Genomic DNA, 14087 nt, shown 5'->3' with positions numbered 1-14087 from the left:
TGGCGAGCATAAGTAAACACAAATGCTCATCAACTCTATCTTAACATCTCTTTAGCATCATTTATAGCAAAAGAATCCCCACGCAGGAAAACATTATAAGAATTAAGAATAATCTGGTCTTTAAGACTCAAGCTTTCAAAAGTGCGGAGAACGCTTGGGAACAAGTTTATATAGTCAGCAATAAAAACACTGGTGAGATAAAAAACATACTGCAGCTTAAAGGTTGTTAACTTCAGAAATGCTCTATCGTCACGAAACATTCCTCTAAACTGAAATACGGATACATTAGATGGATGTGCATACAGAGAGAGGTATGTGTACATAGCATCTAAGATCCCATTCCCATCACCAATCACCTTTGTAACACTTTGCCAATGCAGGAAAACAACTTCTGAGTCTTTGAACTGTAGTAAATACTCTTTGTCTTCCAACCTAGCTCTTATCTTCTTCTGATTCTTATCATTGAGGCTCTTGAACAAACTCGTGCTCTCTATCTCTGCTACAAGTGCGTCAAGCTGTTTTCTCTCATGCTCTATCTTCTGAGTATTCTCTTTAGTAGTAACAAGCGATTCAAATCTCTGGCGATACTTCAACCCCGCGTGTACCCATAAACAATACAAGATTGTCTTCTCATCCTGAGACTTTGTGTTACGATAGATCACATTGAACATTGCAACTGTCTCGTAAAGATTCCTGGTCAAAGAAGCTACGATTGTGGGATCTATGATGCTATCTAGCTCAGAACCATAAGGAGAAGAGTAGGAGACCCCGTGCTCAACCATGTTCTTAATATACAGAATCTTAGTTAACACCATCTGTAACACCACCTTGGCATCTGCATCAACTTTGTTAGTAGGTGTATCCTGTCTATGGTTGTCAACTACTCTAAATAAAAACTCTGAGTAAATGTTGAGAAGGTCAACACAATCACTAATATGCTCACACCGGCGTAAACGCATGTATTCTTCTAGAAATGCTCTTCTATCTATCATCTTAAAAAGTGTTCACGTTTCTACTTGCAGAGTTTTCAACCCAATCAACAGGTTATCAGGAGTCCATCCCAGCAAATATGCTTCAATCTGCGTCTGACCAATCCTGTACACTTTCACCATGGTAAGGGTGGCAAGCAGAAGACCTTGGAGCTGCCGAAAACGCTCAATCTCCGCTTGCTTCTCAGCACTGGCTCCCTCCCACACTTTGGTCATGTTGCGCAGGAAATAGGATAGTTCCTGCTCTTCGACCGGAGAATCTGCGGGTTTGCTTAAGAGCGAAAGCAGCCGTTCACCGTTAAACCCTTCGCTGGGTTGTTGTCCAAGGTCTAAGGGTTCGAATGGTGCATCCGTCTCACTCAGCATGTAAAGTCCCTGGGCTGCCTGCAGTATCTTCTCTAAAGTCTGTTCCATAGGATTGAGTAGTAATTATTGCGTAGGACCGGTATCCACCTTAGCTTCTAGGAATGACTCTAAATTGTCGGGAAGATTGGCGAGCAGATCATACCCTGTGGATGCTTCAATAGCGTCCACAGTGGTCCTGTACGTACCCCAGGAAGGATTGACGGAGTTGATGTTTGGGGTATTGACTGCAATCACCCTCGTGCTCGCTGTGATTCTGTTCACATCATCATCTCCTTCCGGCAATACCACGACCACCTTCCAGATCTGGCTGGGAACGGTAACCCTGCCCTCGTCAATGGTAGTCATCCTGCCGTTGCTACCCGTTCCGCCGGCCCCGTAGCTTCCCATGATTACGTACACTTCATTTCCCGCTTGCACCAGAGAACGCGTGTAGTCCTCCAGTCTCGCCCAGGTCTGCTGGTTGTTGTTTGGTGCCTGTGGGATCATGTTTGTCATCAGGAAAGTAGCTGAGTTGTCTTCCACGGTCTTGGTCCTGTCAGCGGAGGGAGTGTTGTGCCCCCTGTCGAACCCACTACCTCGGTAGCTGTCCTCGTCCACCCGGTACCACCCAGAAGGCAGGGAAGTGTCTGCCCTAAAATCGTCCTGACGGGGTGCATTACCCAGCCAGTCCGTAGTGATATGCCAGCTCACCCAGTTCGGGGTACCCCTGTCTCTGCTGTACGACAGCGCATACTGCGGTTTCTCCATCAGGTAATTGTTAGCGTTGCTTACGTCCGTGGTAGCATTGCTTGGGTTTCCAAAGGTGAGATGCTCACTGAAGACCAAGTCCGGTGATTTTTTAGGAACTACCTCTGTCTCCTTACAGCCGATGAGCACTAAGCAGATGATGGTGATATAAGTAAGGTGTCTTCCCATGAGCATGCAACGACCAGGATTCTCAGGTATTCTACTTTGGAAACTTTACTATAGTTTGGTGAAGCAGCTACAAAGACTCATAGCAGTCTCAAGATTCCTTCCCCTATCATTGTTGCTATATGAGCTTCTTGCGCAAAAAAAAAGCTCAACATTACGTTGAGCTTTGATGGTGGGAGGAGAGGGATTCGAACCCCCTCACCTTGTTATTCCAGTAAAATGTCTTTCGATGCTCTCCAGCATGATCAAAGCGTTTGTCGTAAACCTACCCTCCCATAACAAGGAACGCTCCAATAATTAGTGTTGTTTTCATTAGATTAAAGTCAATACGTTCAACTAATTTTAGGATGGTGAAGACTACAAAATGTCCGATCAGTAGGTCTAAGACATACTTCACTAAACGTGAAAGAGTAGGTTCAGCAACAAACGCAGTGACTGCTAAAGCAGACGAATCGATAAAACAAAGAACCGAAGTTGTAAATGTCTTTGGTAACACAGTACCTACTACAAAGTTCAGAGTAATTTTCTTACTTTTCAAGTACCCGAGTAAACTTTTTCTTACAGCTCTGGCATCATTGAGCTTTCAACTTGTATAGCACCTATGCTACGGAGGTATGTCATACTGGTGTTGAGGTTTGAATGCCCCAACAACTGCTGAAGGAGTTTCAGGTTCTGTGTACGGGTAAAAACATTTACTGACGCTGCATGACGGAAGCTATACAGAGTCTGCTGCGGTTGGATCAAACGAAGTTCTGACATCTTTGCTTTCGCACGTGACCACATAGTATTGAAGTAGGATTCGTTGAACGGTTCAAGAGAACTAGTGAAAATGTTCTCTTCCGGCTGGAGATCACCAACCTGTCTTCTTACCAGTTCTTCACGCACGAACTCCGGTACCGGTAGACTTCTGATGCGACCACTCTTGTTCTCCTTTCCGTCAAGAGAGAAGGTGGTAAAGTCTTCATTGAAGTGTCTGCGCTTGAGTAATCGGATCTTGCGGTGTGGGCGAAGTAAGGTCCCATACATCAGCAGCGCACACAAATACAGGTTAGGGTACTCACCTTTCAGGAAACTTAACACAGGCGCAAGTTGCTCAGGAGTGTATGCCTGGTGTAATACTGCTTTCGCTTTCCGCTTACTTGTCTCCAGCACAGGGTTCACTTTGCAGAACCCCTGCTTTACAAGCCGTGAGAAGACCGCTGCAAGCGTTCGGCGTTTATTCTGGTAGTATGTACCCGATGAAGAGAACTGCTGAAGGAAACGCTCTATATCCGCTGACACGACTTTCTCTGGCAGCGCATCTCTTCTTCCATCAGAAATAAGGAACTCAGTGAAGTTCTCAACAACTTTGATCATGTCTCGTTGGTAGACGCTGCTGTACGAGCTTCCCTGTACATCTTTCACCACCTGCTCAAGAAGCTGAAGTAAAGAGCGCTTCTGCACCTTGGGTTTCTCCTGCTCAGGAGTCCACCCCGTCAGGAGTGCTCTGGTATAACTTCTCAGAAGCTGCTTTAGCAGACGCTCCCGTGCAGCATGGGTATCACAGCTGTTGGGTGCACAGTTAATACCAAGCGCTTTCCCGTTGTAGAAACGGTACCGTTTGCCGTCGTAATAGAAAAGGATGTACCCGCGCTGATTAAGATCTTGCGGGTTGATGATTTTTGGATCAGTGAACATGTGACAGTATTAAGGATTACTGACGCATGCGCTGACGCACAATGATGAGCTAACCAGAAAAACTGCATTAGCTGTCCGTAAAGAGCGCTCTCAGTTGGTAGAGCAAAGGACTGAAAATCCTTGTGTCGTTGGTTCGATTCCAATCATCACCACCAGCAGAAAAGAAAATCCCGCTTCAGATAATGGAGCGGGATTTTTGTTTTTGGGATGTTTTATGAAAACAAGCCTGAAAGCGCATTGATCCTGGCGAACGATGCTGCCCTGCTGCCAAAGCCGACGCTCCCGGTGCAGGAACAGCAAACGATTATTCTGCTTTAGGCAACAGCCGATGGTGGTGGAAGGTCTCCATTCCCAGCCTGCTCAAAGTATCCCTCTCAAAATCAAACTCAATCAGGACGGCGGGCTCCTCGCCTACTACCCACCCGTCATGGCCGGGCTCTATGGCTACTACCTGGGGCGCCACGAAGTCTTCGGTGATACCATCGGCGTACAGGATTTGGAGGTGCCCCTTGGCCAAGAAACCCAGATGGGCGTGCATGCAGAGATCAGTGCCCACAATCTGTTTCATGTGGGTAGACCACTTAAAGCCCGGCGGATACACCACCCGCTTTACCCGTGAATCACCAGTCCGCACAAAGTCCATCAGAACGCCTCCTACCTCGCGGTGCTCGGCTCCGGGCATGGGTGCCAATAGTGTGTCTGTTGTTTCCATAGTCTTATTTCTTGAAGGTGTGGGAAAGCAAATTGTCTTGAAGCAGTACCTATTTGCAAACTTGTAGCGCTTGCCGCAGTTCCTACTTTAAGGTAAGCTTTTATTAGTGAATCCTTTACAAGCGTGACTAAATTATTTCTGCCAAACAATTCTGACTGGTCTTCATAGATCAGAAACCAAGGCCAAACAGATAATGCTGTTTCCTCCTTTCTTTCATCAAACCAACCCCAAAACACCTACAACAGCAACGTATCTACCCGATGGGCGTGCACCATCATCTCGCAGGGTGACCAGCTGAAGATGGTGAAGCGGCCGTCTTGGGAAGCTACCAGGGCGGTGGCATTGCGCTGGTCATGCACAAACTGGGCGGCAGAAAGGTGACGGGTGCCACCGTTGTTGCTGGGGTGCATAATGACGGGCTCGTTCCCCAGCACCGGCTCTGTGAGGGCAATCTGCTCCACCAGGTCATTGCCGTCTGCCCGGATGATCTTCACCCCGAAAGCCAGCAACTCATGCTGGTCATTGATGATAGTAGCGCCGTCTACCGCCGTGAGGCCTGCCAGGCCGTCAATCTCCCGGCGCAGGGCGCCTTGCCAGATGCTGCGGCTCCGGTCTTCCTTTTCCTGCCGCATCAGCTCGGCCAGCGCCGAGAAAGCCGGCGAGATGGCGTACTGCACCGGGTGCAGAATGGACTGCTGCCAGGTTTCAGAACCGGTAGGCACCACCAGCAGCGTACCGCCCCTACCGTGCGCCCGCATAGACACGGCAAGCTGCACCAGAATGTTCACCGAGTCGTCCCAGGTGGAGGGAGTATTGAAACCCAGCAGGGAAGTCAGTACCTCGGGGCAATCGGGTAGGCTGTCGTTGCGCTCATCTATGAACTTGATCACATCGCCCTTGAGCACGGCCACGTTGGCGAACTTCCCGAACCCGCTAGACCTTCTATGCTTCACCACCAGCAGACCTGGCTCAGAGACGTCCAGCACAAAGCAAAAACTGAGGATCTCTCGGGTGGTGCCCCACATGTACAACTCGCCATGCTCTTTCCAGACCCCAATATGGATTCCGGGGCGCTCTACGCCGGGCGCCAGCTTGGTGAGGTTATGGGTGGTAAGCGGGAGCCGATGGGCAAACAAAAGCGGTTTCACGGCTTGGTCTGGGGGCAGAAAAGCCAGGGAGATGCGGGGCGACTGCCCTTCTTCCTTTCTGAGGCTGGCCCAGAAAGCGGCATCAATCAAGGCCTCAATCACCTTTACCGAGGGGGTAGGCGCCAGGTTCAACTCTCCACGTTCCTGGGCTTCAGTCTGGTGGTGGGCAAAATGAGCTTCTATGGCTGGCGCCACGGTTCTGGCCGCAGCATAGGTGGTTTTACGATTCATGCAATCTGGATGGTCAATGGTATACGAATCCGCGGGTAAGGGCCTGCCCTGTGGTTTTCCTGGCATTTTTGGCTTGGCCGACGATGGACAATAAGCATCCCCGGTTTCAGAATCTAACTTACATTTTGTTTCGCTGTGTACAAGCCCCTAATCCAAATTGTTTCACCGGGCCCAGATATCAGATTACCAGTGGTAAAGCGCCTCACCTACTTGAAATTTCCTTCTACCCTCCTAGCCCCTCCTTGTTTTCGGCCTGATTTCCAAAAAACACTTGTAAACCCTTCCGTCGTGCTTTCCTGCCCCAGAGTTGAGTTTACGATTATTTAACATGAATTATTCCTATCTAAATCCTTGCAAGTAGCTCTTTGCAAGCTATCTTGCTTTAAATAATCAAACTAACCACCCAACAAAACAGCCCCTCATGAAGAATTTGTACCGTTCCTTGCTCATGGCTTTCACCCTGGGCTTTGCTGCTTCCTGCTCCGTGGAAGACGTGGAACCCAATCAACCCCTGAGCCACACCTCCACCGACAGCGCCACCGCCACCCAGGACAGCCACCTGACCATGGGTAATCCCAGCGCCGCCGGCACCAGTTACAGCAACTACCTGGTAAGCAAACCACAATACGTGATGTCCTACAACAGCTATCGGGGTACGCCCAACTGGGTAAGCTGGCACCTGAGCAGCGCCTGGGTAGGCAGCGCTCCCCGCCAGGATGATTTCCGGGCAGATACCTCGCTCCCCAGCGCCTTTTACCGGGTGCAGTCCACAGATTACACCGGCAGCGGCTTTGACCGGGGCCACAACTGTCCCTCGGCAGACCGCACCCTCACCACCACAGACAACTCGGCCACGTTCCTCATGTCTAACATGATTCCGCAGGCCGGTCCAAACAACCAGCAGACCTGGGCCAACCTGGAGAACTACTGCCGCACCCTAATCAGCGCCGGCAATGAGTTGTACATCATCATGGGAAGCTACGGCAAGGGCGGCACCGGCAGTAACGGATACGCAGAGACTCTGGCGGCCGGAAAAATCACCGTGCCTAATCGTATCTGGAAAGTGATTGTGGTGCTGTCCAACGGCTCTGGTGATGCAAGTCGCGTCACTTCCAGCACCCGCGTAATTGCTGTGAATACGCCTAACACTACCAGCATCAGCAGCACCTGGGGCACGTACCGCACCACGGTAGATGCCATTGAGGCAGCTACGGGCTATGACCTGCTCTCCAACGTATCGGCTAGCGTACAGAGCACCATTGAAGCGCGCGTAGACAGCGGTCCTACCCAATAAAAGCGCCAAAGGTGAAAAGAAACCGTAAAGCTTGGTGAATCTTGCCTGATAAAAAGAAAGGATCCTGCGCGTGAACCTATGCAGCTTTTTTCCGCTGCTGCCGTTCAAGCCCAGGATCCTTTCTTATATGGGTGCAAATTGAATGAATACGTTGCCTCTGTGAGGCGCAAATTAAAAGCTTAACCAGATGTCTACACTTCTTCAGGACTTAGCGCAGGCAGCCCAGGGCTTGCTGTTCATCAGTGAAATCGAGGCTCCGCTGGAGCCTTTCACGCTGCCAGCCGGTACTTCCATCCAAACCCCCGCCGATTTTCTGAATGCTATAGGAAAGCCAGACCAGCCGGCGGAAGAGGTAACCCTTACTTATTTTCTCCGGAACATGGTACGCACATACCCTGAGCAAGACCACACGCAGCAGGCTGTTGCCCAGCGGTTCATGGCCTTGCAAGGGTGGTTAGAGACTCATTTACAGGAAATACGCGTGTACCGGATAGGGCAAGTACAGGTACAGGCCTACGCCGTAGGGAAAACCCCGGAGGGATCGTGGCTGGGACTGAAAACCACGCTGGTAGAAACGTAAACCCGCGGCCTTAAGGCAGCAATTCTTGTACAAGTTTTTCCATAGAGGAAGTTTTGAGGTAGGGTTCCAGTTGCGCCTGGGAGGTAAACGTCCTGATCATGCCAATGCTGCCGCAATGCTCCAGAAGCCAGACCTCGGCGTAAAAGGTCCCCATAAAATATAGACTGATGTGGCACCAACCCTTGAGGCGTGCGTGTAGATACCTGCCGGTGCTTTGCACACAATTGATTTGCTCTGTCAGGGGTAGTTGGCTGAACTCCTTCACTTTTATTTCCATCTCTGCGTGGCCTTTATTGTAGTCTCATACGCTCCAGAAGACTGCTTTAGTGCTTAAGGTAGCGTTTTTTTATTTTTCTGCGGCGTAGAAAGGACCCTAATCTTTTCACCTTTCTTTTGGTGCGGTCTGCCTGGCCACAGCAATTGGGTTTATGTCTGCCTCTTAACTTAAGGTTCCGGCACCAGACCCTCTCCCTTCCAGGCGGCAGCCTCCCGGATACTCAGAAATTAACTTAGCATCTAAAACGCAGGCATTTAACCGTTGGTTTGTCTCTACTTTTATTATCTAATCTTCTTCTTTATTGGGTACCATTTTCGGCGCATTTTCTTTAAAAACGGCCCCAAAACAAGCCCAGCCCCAAGTAGCCTGGGGAGCAAACCAACTTAATAACGCTTTCTACAGCCGCATCTTAGCGCCCAGAGCCAGATGGAATATCTTAGCGGGGTTCAGGTAGCGCGGGTTCTGCACGTAAGAGATCAGGTATTCTCCCATGGTTCCCATCTCATAATAGCCGCTGAAACGGTTCAGCTTTTCTACCCTGGTGAGGTTCACCTGGCCGCCCGCAAAAAAGTACAGGTGAAGCGCGGTTGAAAACCGATAATAGCTGTTAGGGTACCGGCTGAGGAACCGCTCAGAGGCGAAATACTCATCCCCGAAGGTGTAGCTCAGTTGCATGCCGGTAGTAAGCGGATACCAGTCTACCTTCTCTATCTTGATGGGTTTGGTAGCCAGCCATGATGATTTCACCGCGACGGTAAGCAGGTGATCTCCGCCCACTTTCTTGGGCAGATACCCAAAAGACACGTCCGTTTCCAGTTTCCGGTTCAAAGACTGCCGCCCCACCCCCACCGACACCAACCCGATATCACCGGCGAACTGGGTTTTCAGGTAGAACGGCGACAGCTCTTTTTCCGGAGTTTGGCAATGGCCGGGGAAAGCCCATAGAAACAGACCCAGCCCCAAAAGGAATTGCGTGAAGCGCTTCATCTTAGTAGGCTATTTTCTCCACAGAATATCCCTGGTCCCAAACCTTGAGGTAAGTAAACCCGCGCCGCTTTACCGTGGTGGTCACGTGGTAGAGGACATCATCGTCATAGGCCTTCTCTGAACTCCAGCCATGCTGATGCCCGTGCAGGCTCAACGGTACCCGGCCGCTGGAGGCCAGCGCCCGGTGAAAATCCATCTCCAACTCAGGGTCAAAATCAGAATCAAAGGGCGGGATGTGTGACACCACAATAGCCTGGTTCCAGTTCTCCCCGGCCGCGGGCCGAAGCTCATTCTCCAGCCACTCCAGGTTGGGGATGTTCCCATTGAAGCCGTACTCGCGGCCGTTGGTGTCCAGGAAAACAAACTTGGTGTGGCCGTAGGTAAAAGCGTAGTTCAGGTCGCCGTACATCTCGGCGTACACCTTGCGCGCGTTGCCCAGCAAATCATGGTTCCCGATGACGGTGAGGTAAGGCCACCTGAGGTCTTTCATGATGTCATGCACCCATCGGAACTCCCTGGACATGCCAAAGTCAGAGATATCACCCAGGTGAATCACAAAGTCTATGTCTGGGAAGGAATTGGCTTTGTGCACAAAATCCACGGTCTCGTCATAGAACCGCTGGGTGTCGCCCATAACCAGGATGCGCAGCGTATCGCCCGGTGATTGGCCGGCCAATTGCCGAAGGTAAAAAGCGGTGAGGTTCTTCTCCTCGGGTTTCAGCCGGATCTGGTTGGGATGGTATTCAAAGAGATCTGAGCAGGAAACCAGGAAGAGCAGGAAGATGGAAAAAAGGAGGGGTAAAGGTTTCATCATAGTAAGCGGAAAAACTAAAAAGCCTTGGCTTCTTAGGAGTGATTTCTGGGAAAAGAGGCTCAATTCTCTTCCCAGCGTCAGGGATGCCACCTACAAGGTGATGGCAAGATCAGCGAACATTGTTCTGTGCCTGGCCTTTCAGGAAACAGAGGCGCCACAGCAGAACGGCGGAATCAAAAGCAGCCACTGGCCTGGCCAGGAACCGCGTTTCTCAAATGCAATTGTTTCTCTCTTTCTTTACGTTTCCTGGCGCAGAAACTCCATCAGAAAATCACAGGCCTTTTTGTTACTATTAACATCTGCATCGGGCTATATTACCTAAAGGCTGATAATCTGGGTAGCCAGGAAAGTGTACCAAAGGTAAGGTCTGGCTGGATTTTTCCTATCCCGAGAAGGCCTATCGGCACTAAACCATAGCAGGTATACAAGGAGAAATCAACCGTGTTGAAACCGGAACAGGCCACTTCTTGGGCTGAAGCTCTGATGATTCAAATCCCAGTTTTTAGAATGATTTCTGAAAAATACTCCGAAAATGGAAGAGCTTATAGAGCACAGGAAAGATCAGACTGAGAAAGTTTGCCAATCTAGAACGCATCTCCTTCTGTGACCGGGCACGCTAGAGCAACGTTATTGCAGTTCGCCCATAAGATCCTTTCAGGATGACAAAATGGGGAGGGAAAGGCAAAACAGAAAGGAAGGAGAACGGTGGACCAGGCTTTTAGAACATAGTTAAAGCTTGTACAACATCGCTCAAGATTAAGCTCGGAAAGCTAGGCTAGGTCAGATACCTTTTATGATTGGCATTGACTTTATGGCTGGCACTGGTATTTCACTTCCTGGGCGGCCAGGGCGAAACCCAGTTGGGCGGCTTTGACCAACAGTTCACAACCGAGGGTGGAGTCGCCCTGGGCTTGTTTTATTTTGGCCTGGAGGTAAAAAGCCTTTGGGTTGGCGGGAGATTGACGCAGGGCCTGCTCAGTGTCTAGCCAGGCTTTCTGCAATTGCTGCATTCTGTAGAGAGCGAAGGTACGGTACAGCAGGGCCTCGGTGGTGTGGGTTGAAGAGGCCGGGGCTTTCCGCAGGTAGGTGGTGATATCAGCCTCGGCGGCAGGCCAGTTGTCTTCCAGTTGCAGGTGTACCACGCCGCGGTCCAGATAGGCGCCGGCTTGGGCCCCGTCCAGGGCAATGGCTTTGTTCAGGTCATGGAGGGCTTGCTGGTACTGCTTGGTCTGCAGATAACCCTTGCCCCTGGCGGCATACCAGGTAGCCTTCGGGTTTTCGCTTTCGCGCAGTACCGCCGAGTAATCTTCAATGGCACCAGCGGGGTTCTTGAGGTAAGTCAGCCGGAGAGCGCCGCGCCGTACCCGGGCACCTTCCAGGGCTGGCTTATGCTCCAGCACGGTGGAATAAGCCTCATCAGCCTGCTTCCAGAGGCGTTGCTTCTCTGCCTCCTGCGCCTGCTTCAAAGCCCGACTGGAGGCAATCTGGCGCCAGCCAAAGTAGAGGCCCATCACCAGCAACACGGCGGCTACCACCACTCCCAGCACCACCTGCAGGTCATGCCGGGAGAAGTGCGTGTGCTTCTGAGGCCGCTGCCGGTAATGCCGCTCCCTGAATCCGGCGGGCTGGCGCGTGTGGTGGTAGCGGGGCATGGCATGGGCTTGGGCCTGCCGCTGACTTTTCTCATACTGCTGCTGCAGGTCAAAGGCGGCGCGGCGCCGGGGGTTGGAGAGCACCTGGTAGGCATCATTCACCTGCTTGAACCGCTCCTCGGCGTAGGTGTCGTGCGGGTTCTTGTCGGGGTGCCATTTGAGGGCCAGCCTTTTGTAGGCGGCTTTTATCTCAGCGGCCGATGCGTTGGGGGAGACTCCCAGAATATGGTAGTAGTTCTTTTTCAATGGTCATAGGGCCGGCAGGCCATCTGCAAAAGTACGAGTTAGCCCGGCTGCATGGGTGGCGTTTTGGCCTTATTTTCTTTTAAACGGCTCTTAAACGGCGGCAGATATCCAATGCCAAATGGTATCCGTAAAATGCCTTATCCCGTATGGAACTCTAGGGAAGATTATTTCTGGAATATTTTTCAGCAGATGTTCCGTATATCTCCTACGCACCATCAACTAGAAAACACATGGCTACCGAAGACAAAAGTAAAACCGACAGCATTATAGCAAACCTGATGGGGTACATAGATACCCGCATTGACCTGGTGAAGCTTGATCTGCAAACCAAACTGAAAAGCATCTTTGTGAGTACGGTGCACGGCGTGCTGCTGGGTCTGGTGGGGTTGATGGTGCTGCTGTTCCTCAACGTGTTCATTGCACTACTGTTGAACGACTTACTTGACAGCCACTTCTGGGGCTTCGGGATTGTCACACTTTTTTATCTTATCTTGCTCGTCATATTAATTGTGGGGCTGGACAAGAAAGTATTCCAGGGCATGGCCGACAAGGCTTTCCGGAATACCATTTACAAGACTGATGAATCTGAACAAACCATCTAACTATACCTGCTGCCATGAGCGAACTAACCAATCCGCTTTTTGATGATCCGCGCGAGTTCCTGGAACGTCAGAAAGAAGAATATAAGAATGCCTTACTCAGCGATGTCACTGAACTGAAAGACCAGTCACAGCAGATCGGGAAGAGCATTGCCATTGCCGGCGGCGTGCTGGCGGGCATCTACCTGATCAGCAAAGCCTTTGGCAGGGGGAAAGACGCAAAACCTAAGAAGAGAAGGAAAAGCAACCGCCTGGAGAACCCGGCCCGCTTCAAAGGCGCCGAGGACCGCGCCTGGATCTCGTCCATCCCTGATGTGGAGGACGATGAGCCGCTCTACAGCGCCATTGAGCGCACTTACCCGGCGGTCTATCACCCTAATACCGGCACTGTGGCCACCTCTTCTTACCGCTCACGACACAAAGAGGAAACTTCCGGGCTCAAGGCGTTTTTCCAATCAGATTTATTTAAGATATTGGAGCAGCAGTTGGCGGCTTTGGTGGTAGTGTACCTTTCAAAATTGGTGGAAGAGCATCTGCACCAACCGGCTACTACCTCGCAGCCAATTCTAACCCAACCTCTTCTAGTGGAGGAAAACACCACTGTTGATTACCAGTCACAGCCTGACGTTAGCCCGAATGCCCAATCACCTGAATCACCATCTTTTTCCGATATCTAATACCTCAGACACCGCCAACCACCCAAAACGGCTGGCGGTGCTCCTGGACCCAGACCACCTCACCGTAGCCCGCTGCCAGGAGATCCTGGCGCTGAGCCACCGGCACGAGGTGGATTTCTTTTTCATGGGCGGCAGTCTGATCTCTAACCCAGACCAGACCTCCTTTGTGAGCTACATCAAGCAGCACAGCTCCATTCCGGTGATTCTGTTCCCCAGCAGTGGCCTGTACATAGACCCGCAGGCCGACGGCATGCTGCTGCTTTCGCTTATCTCGGGCCGCAACCCAGACTTCCTCATCGGTCAGCACGTGGCCGCGGCGCCTTTGCTCAGATCCAGCGGTTTGCCCCTCTACCCTACCGGTTACATGCTCGTTGACTCTGGGCGGCAGACCACGGCCTCCTACATGAGCGGCACCACGCCTATCCCGTATGACAAACCCTCCATCGCCGCCGCCACTGCCCTAGCCGGCCAGATGCTGGGTTTGCAGTACATGTACCTGGACGGCGGCAGCGGCGCCATGTACCCCGTGAGCGCTGCCATGATCCAGGCGGTGCGCCAGGCCGTTTCCGTGCCCATTATTGTGGGCGGCGGCGTGAACACAACTGAGAAAGCCGAGGCCGCCTGGAAAGCCGGCGCCGATATTCTGGTAGTAGGTAACCACATTGAGAAAAGCCCGCAGTTCATACAAGAGGTGAGCGAGGTAAAGCAGCGCTTCAACGTGGCACTGCCGCAGGAGTAAACTGATAAGACAAGCAACCATCCCTTGCCCCTCCTTAACTAAGGAGGAGAGCTATTCGCCTGAAAGGCTTTAGGGCTGATTTTGGGGGAATGACGTCTAAAACGCTTCCCTTTATAAAACTCCCAAGCCTCAAGAACTGTGAAGCTTTTCTTCCGCGAGTTCACCCTTTTAATCAAAAACCTGCCAA

15 protein-coding genes and 1 tRNA gene are annotated in these 14087 nt (G+C 51.2%); 5 read left to right on the top strand and 11 right to left on the bottom strand.

Going from position 1 to position 14087, the window contains the following annotated elements; genetic code table 11:
- Nucleotides 1-35: 35 nt before the first annotated feature.
- From J3P34_RS17285 to J3P34_RS17255, 7 genes are all read right to left on the bottom strand, one after another.
- On the bottom strand, nucleotides 36-992 hold the full coding sequence (locus J3P34_RS17285; RefSeq protein ID WP_210489873.1) for a hypothetical protein: 957 nt from the start codon (nucleotides 990-992) through the stop codon (nucleotides 36-38).
- Between the two features lie 12 nt (nucleotides 993-1004).
- Entirely contained in the window at nucleotides 1005-1403 is a 399-nt protein-coding gene (locus tag J3P34_RS17280) for a nuclease A inhibitor family protein (RefSeq protein WP_210489872.1), read from the bottom strand.
- Nucleotides 1404-1418: 15 nt separating this feature from the next.
- Nucleotides 1419-2270, bottom strand: a complete 852-nt coding sequence (locus J3P34_RS17275; protein WP_246853765.1) for a DNA/RNA non-specific endonuclease — start codon at nucleotides 2268-2270, stop codon at nucleotides 1419-1421.
- Between the two features lie 167 nt (nucleotides 2271-2437).
- A tRNA-OTHER gene (locus J3P34_RS17270) sits at nucleotides 2438-2542 on the bottom strand.
- Between the two features lie 283 nt (nucleotides 2543-2825).
- Nucleotides 2826-3944: a tyrosine-type recombinase/integrase gene (locus J3P34_RS17265; RefSeq protein ID WP_210489870.1), complete on the bottom strand. Its 1119-nt coding sequence runs from the start codon at nucleotides 3942-3944 to the stop codon at nucleotides 2826-2828.
- Between the two features lie 304 nt (nucleotides 3945-4248).
- Entirely contained in the window at nucleotides 4249-4656 is a 408-nt protein-coding gene (locus tag J3P34_RS17260) for a cupin domain-containing protein (protein WP_210489869.1), read from the bottom strand.
- Between the two features lie 236 nt (nucleotides 4657-4892).
- Nucleotides 4893-6035, bottom strand: coding sequence for a putative sensor domain DACNV-containing protein (locus tag J3P34_RS17255; RefSeq protein WP_210462713.1), 1143 nt, complete (start codon nucleotides 6033-6035; stop codon nucleotides 4893-4895).
- Between the two features lie 421 nt (nucleotides 6036-6456).
- Here J3P34_RS17255 and J3P34_RS17250 point away from each other — a divergent pair, with 421 nt between their 5' ends.
- Both J3P34_RS17250 and J3P34_RS17245 read left to right on the top strand, forming a co-directional pair.
- On the top strand, nucleotides 6457-7329 hold the full coding sequence (locus J3P34_RS17250) for a DNA/RNA non-specific endonuclease (protein ID WP_210489868.1): 873 nt from the start codon (nucleotides 6457-6459) through the stop codon (nucleotides 7327-7329).
- 187 nt (nucleotides 7330-7516) lie between these two features.
- Nucleotides 7517-7909 (top strand): nuclease A inhibitor family protein, encoded by a 393-nt coding sequence (locus J3P34_RS17245; RefSeq protein ID WP_210489867.1) that lies wholly within the window; start codon nucleotides 7517-7519, stop codon nucleotides 7907-7909.
- 10 nt (nucleotides 7910-7919) lie between these two features.
- Here the strand turns inward: J3P34_RS17245 and J3P34_RS17240 are convergent, their stop codons facing one another.
- The 4 genes from J3P34_RS17240 to J3P34_RS17225 all read right to left on the bottom strand — a co-directional run bounded on the left by J3P34_RS17240 (nucleotide 7920) and on the right by J3P34_RS17225 (nucleotide 11885).
- Nucleotides 7920-8063: a hypothetical protein gene (locus J3P34_RS17240; protein WP_210462707.1), complete on the bottom strand. Its 144-nt coding sequence runs from the start codon at nucleotides 8061-8063 to the stop codon at nucleotides 7920-7922.
- Nucleotides 8064-8582: 519 nt separating this feature from the next.
- On the bottom strand, nucleotides 8583-9173 hold the full coding sequence (locus tag J3P34_RS17235; RefSeq protein WP_210489865.1) for a hypothetical protein: 591 nt from the start codon (nucleotides 9171-9173) through the stop codon (nucleotides 8583-8585).
- 1 nt (nucleotide 9174) lies between these two features.
- Nucleotides 9175-9987 carry a metallophosphoesterase family protein gene (locus J3P34_RS17230; protein ID WP_246853764.1) on the bottom strand — a complete coding sequence of 271 codons (813 nt, stop codon included), beginning with the start codon at nucleotides 9985-9987 and terminating at the stop codon, nucleotides 9175-9177.
- An 809-nt stretch (nucleotides 9988-10796) separates the two neighbouring features.
- A complete protein-coding gene (locus J3P34_RS17225; RefSeq protein ID WP_210489864.1) occupies nucleotides 10797-11885 on the bottom strand; it encodes a DnaJ domain-containing protein in 1089 nt (362 codons plus the stop codon).
- A 230-nt stretch (nucleotides 11886-12115) separates the two neighbouring features.
- Here J3P34_RS17225 and J3P34_RS17220 point away from each other — a divergent pair, with 230 nt between their 5' ends.
- The 3 genes from J3P34_RS17220 to J3P34_RS17210 are packed head-to-tail and all read left to right on the top strand — an operon-like array spanning nucleotide 12116 to nucleotide 13900.
- Nucleotides 12116-12487, top strand: coding sequence for a phage holin family protein (locus J3P34_RS17220; RefSeq protein WP_210489863.1), 372 nt, complete (start codon nucleotides 12116-12118; stop codon nucleotides 12485-12487).
- A gap of 14 nt (nucleotides 12488-12501) precedes the next feature.
- Nucleotides 12502-13161 carry a hypothetical protein gene (locus J3P34_RS17215; RefSeq protein ID WP_210489861.1) on the top strand — a complete coding sequence of 220 codons (660 nt, stop codon included), beginning with the start codon at nucleotides 12502-12504 and terminating at the stop codon, nucleotides 13159-13161.
- Nucleotides 13121-13900 carry a geranylgeranylglyceryl/heptaprenylglyceryl phosphate synthase gene (locus J3P34_RS17210; protein WP_210489860.1) on the top strand — a complete coding sequence of 260 codons (780 nt, stop codon included), beginning with the start codon at nucleotides 13121-13123 and terminating at the stop codon, nucleotides 13898-13900. Before J3P34_RS17215 ends, J3P34_RS17210 begins: the two co-directional genes overlap by 41 nt.
- The last annotated feature ends 187 nt before the right edge of the window (nucleotides 13901-14087 follow it).

Origin of the sequence: Rufibacter aurantiacus, assembly GCF_017916345.1 — a bacterium.
GTDB lineage: Bacteria > Bacteroidota > Bacteroidia > Cytophagales > Hymenobacteraceae > Nibribacter > Nibribacter roseolus.
Note: the sequence above shows the minus strand (reverse complement) of the source record. Positions and strands in the feature narration are given on the sequence as shown.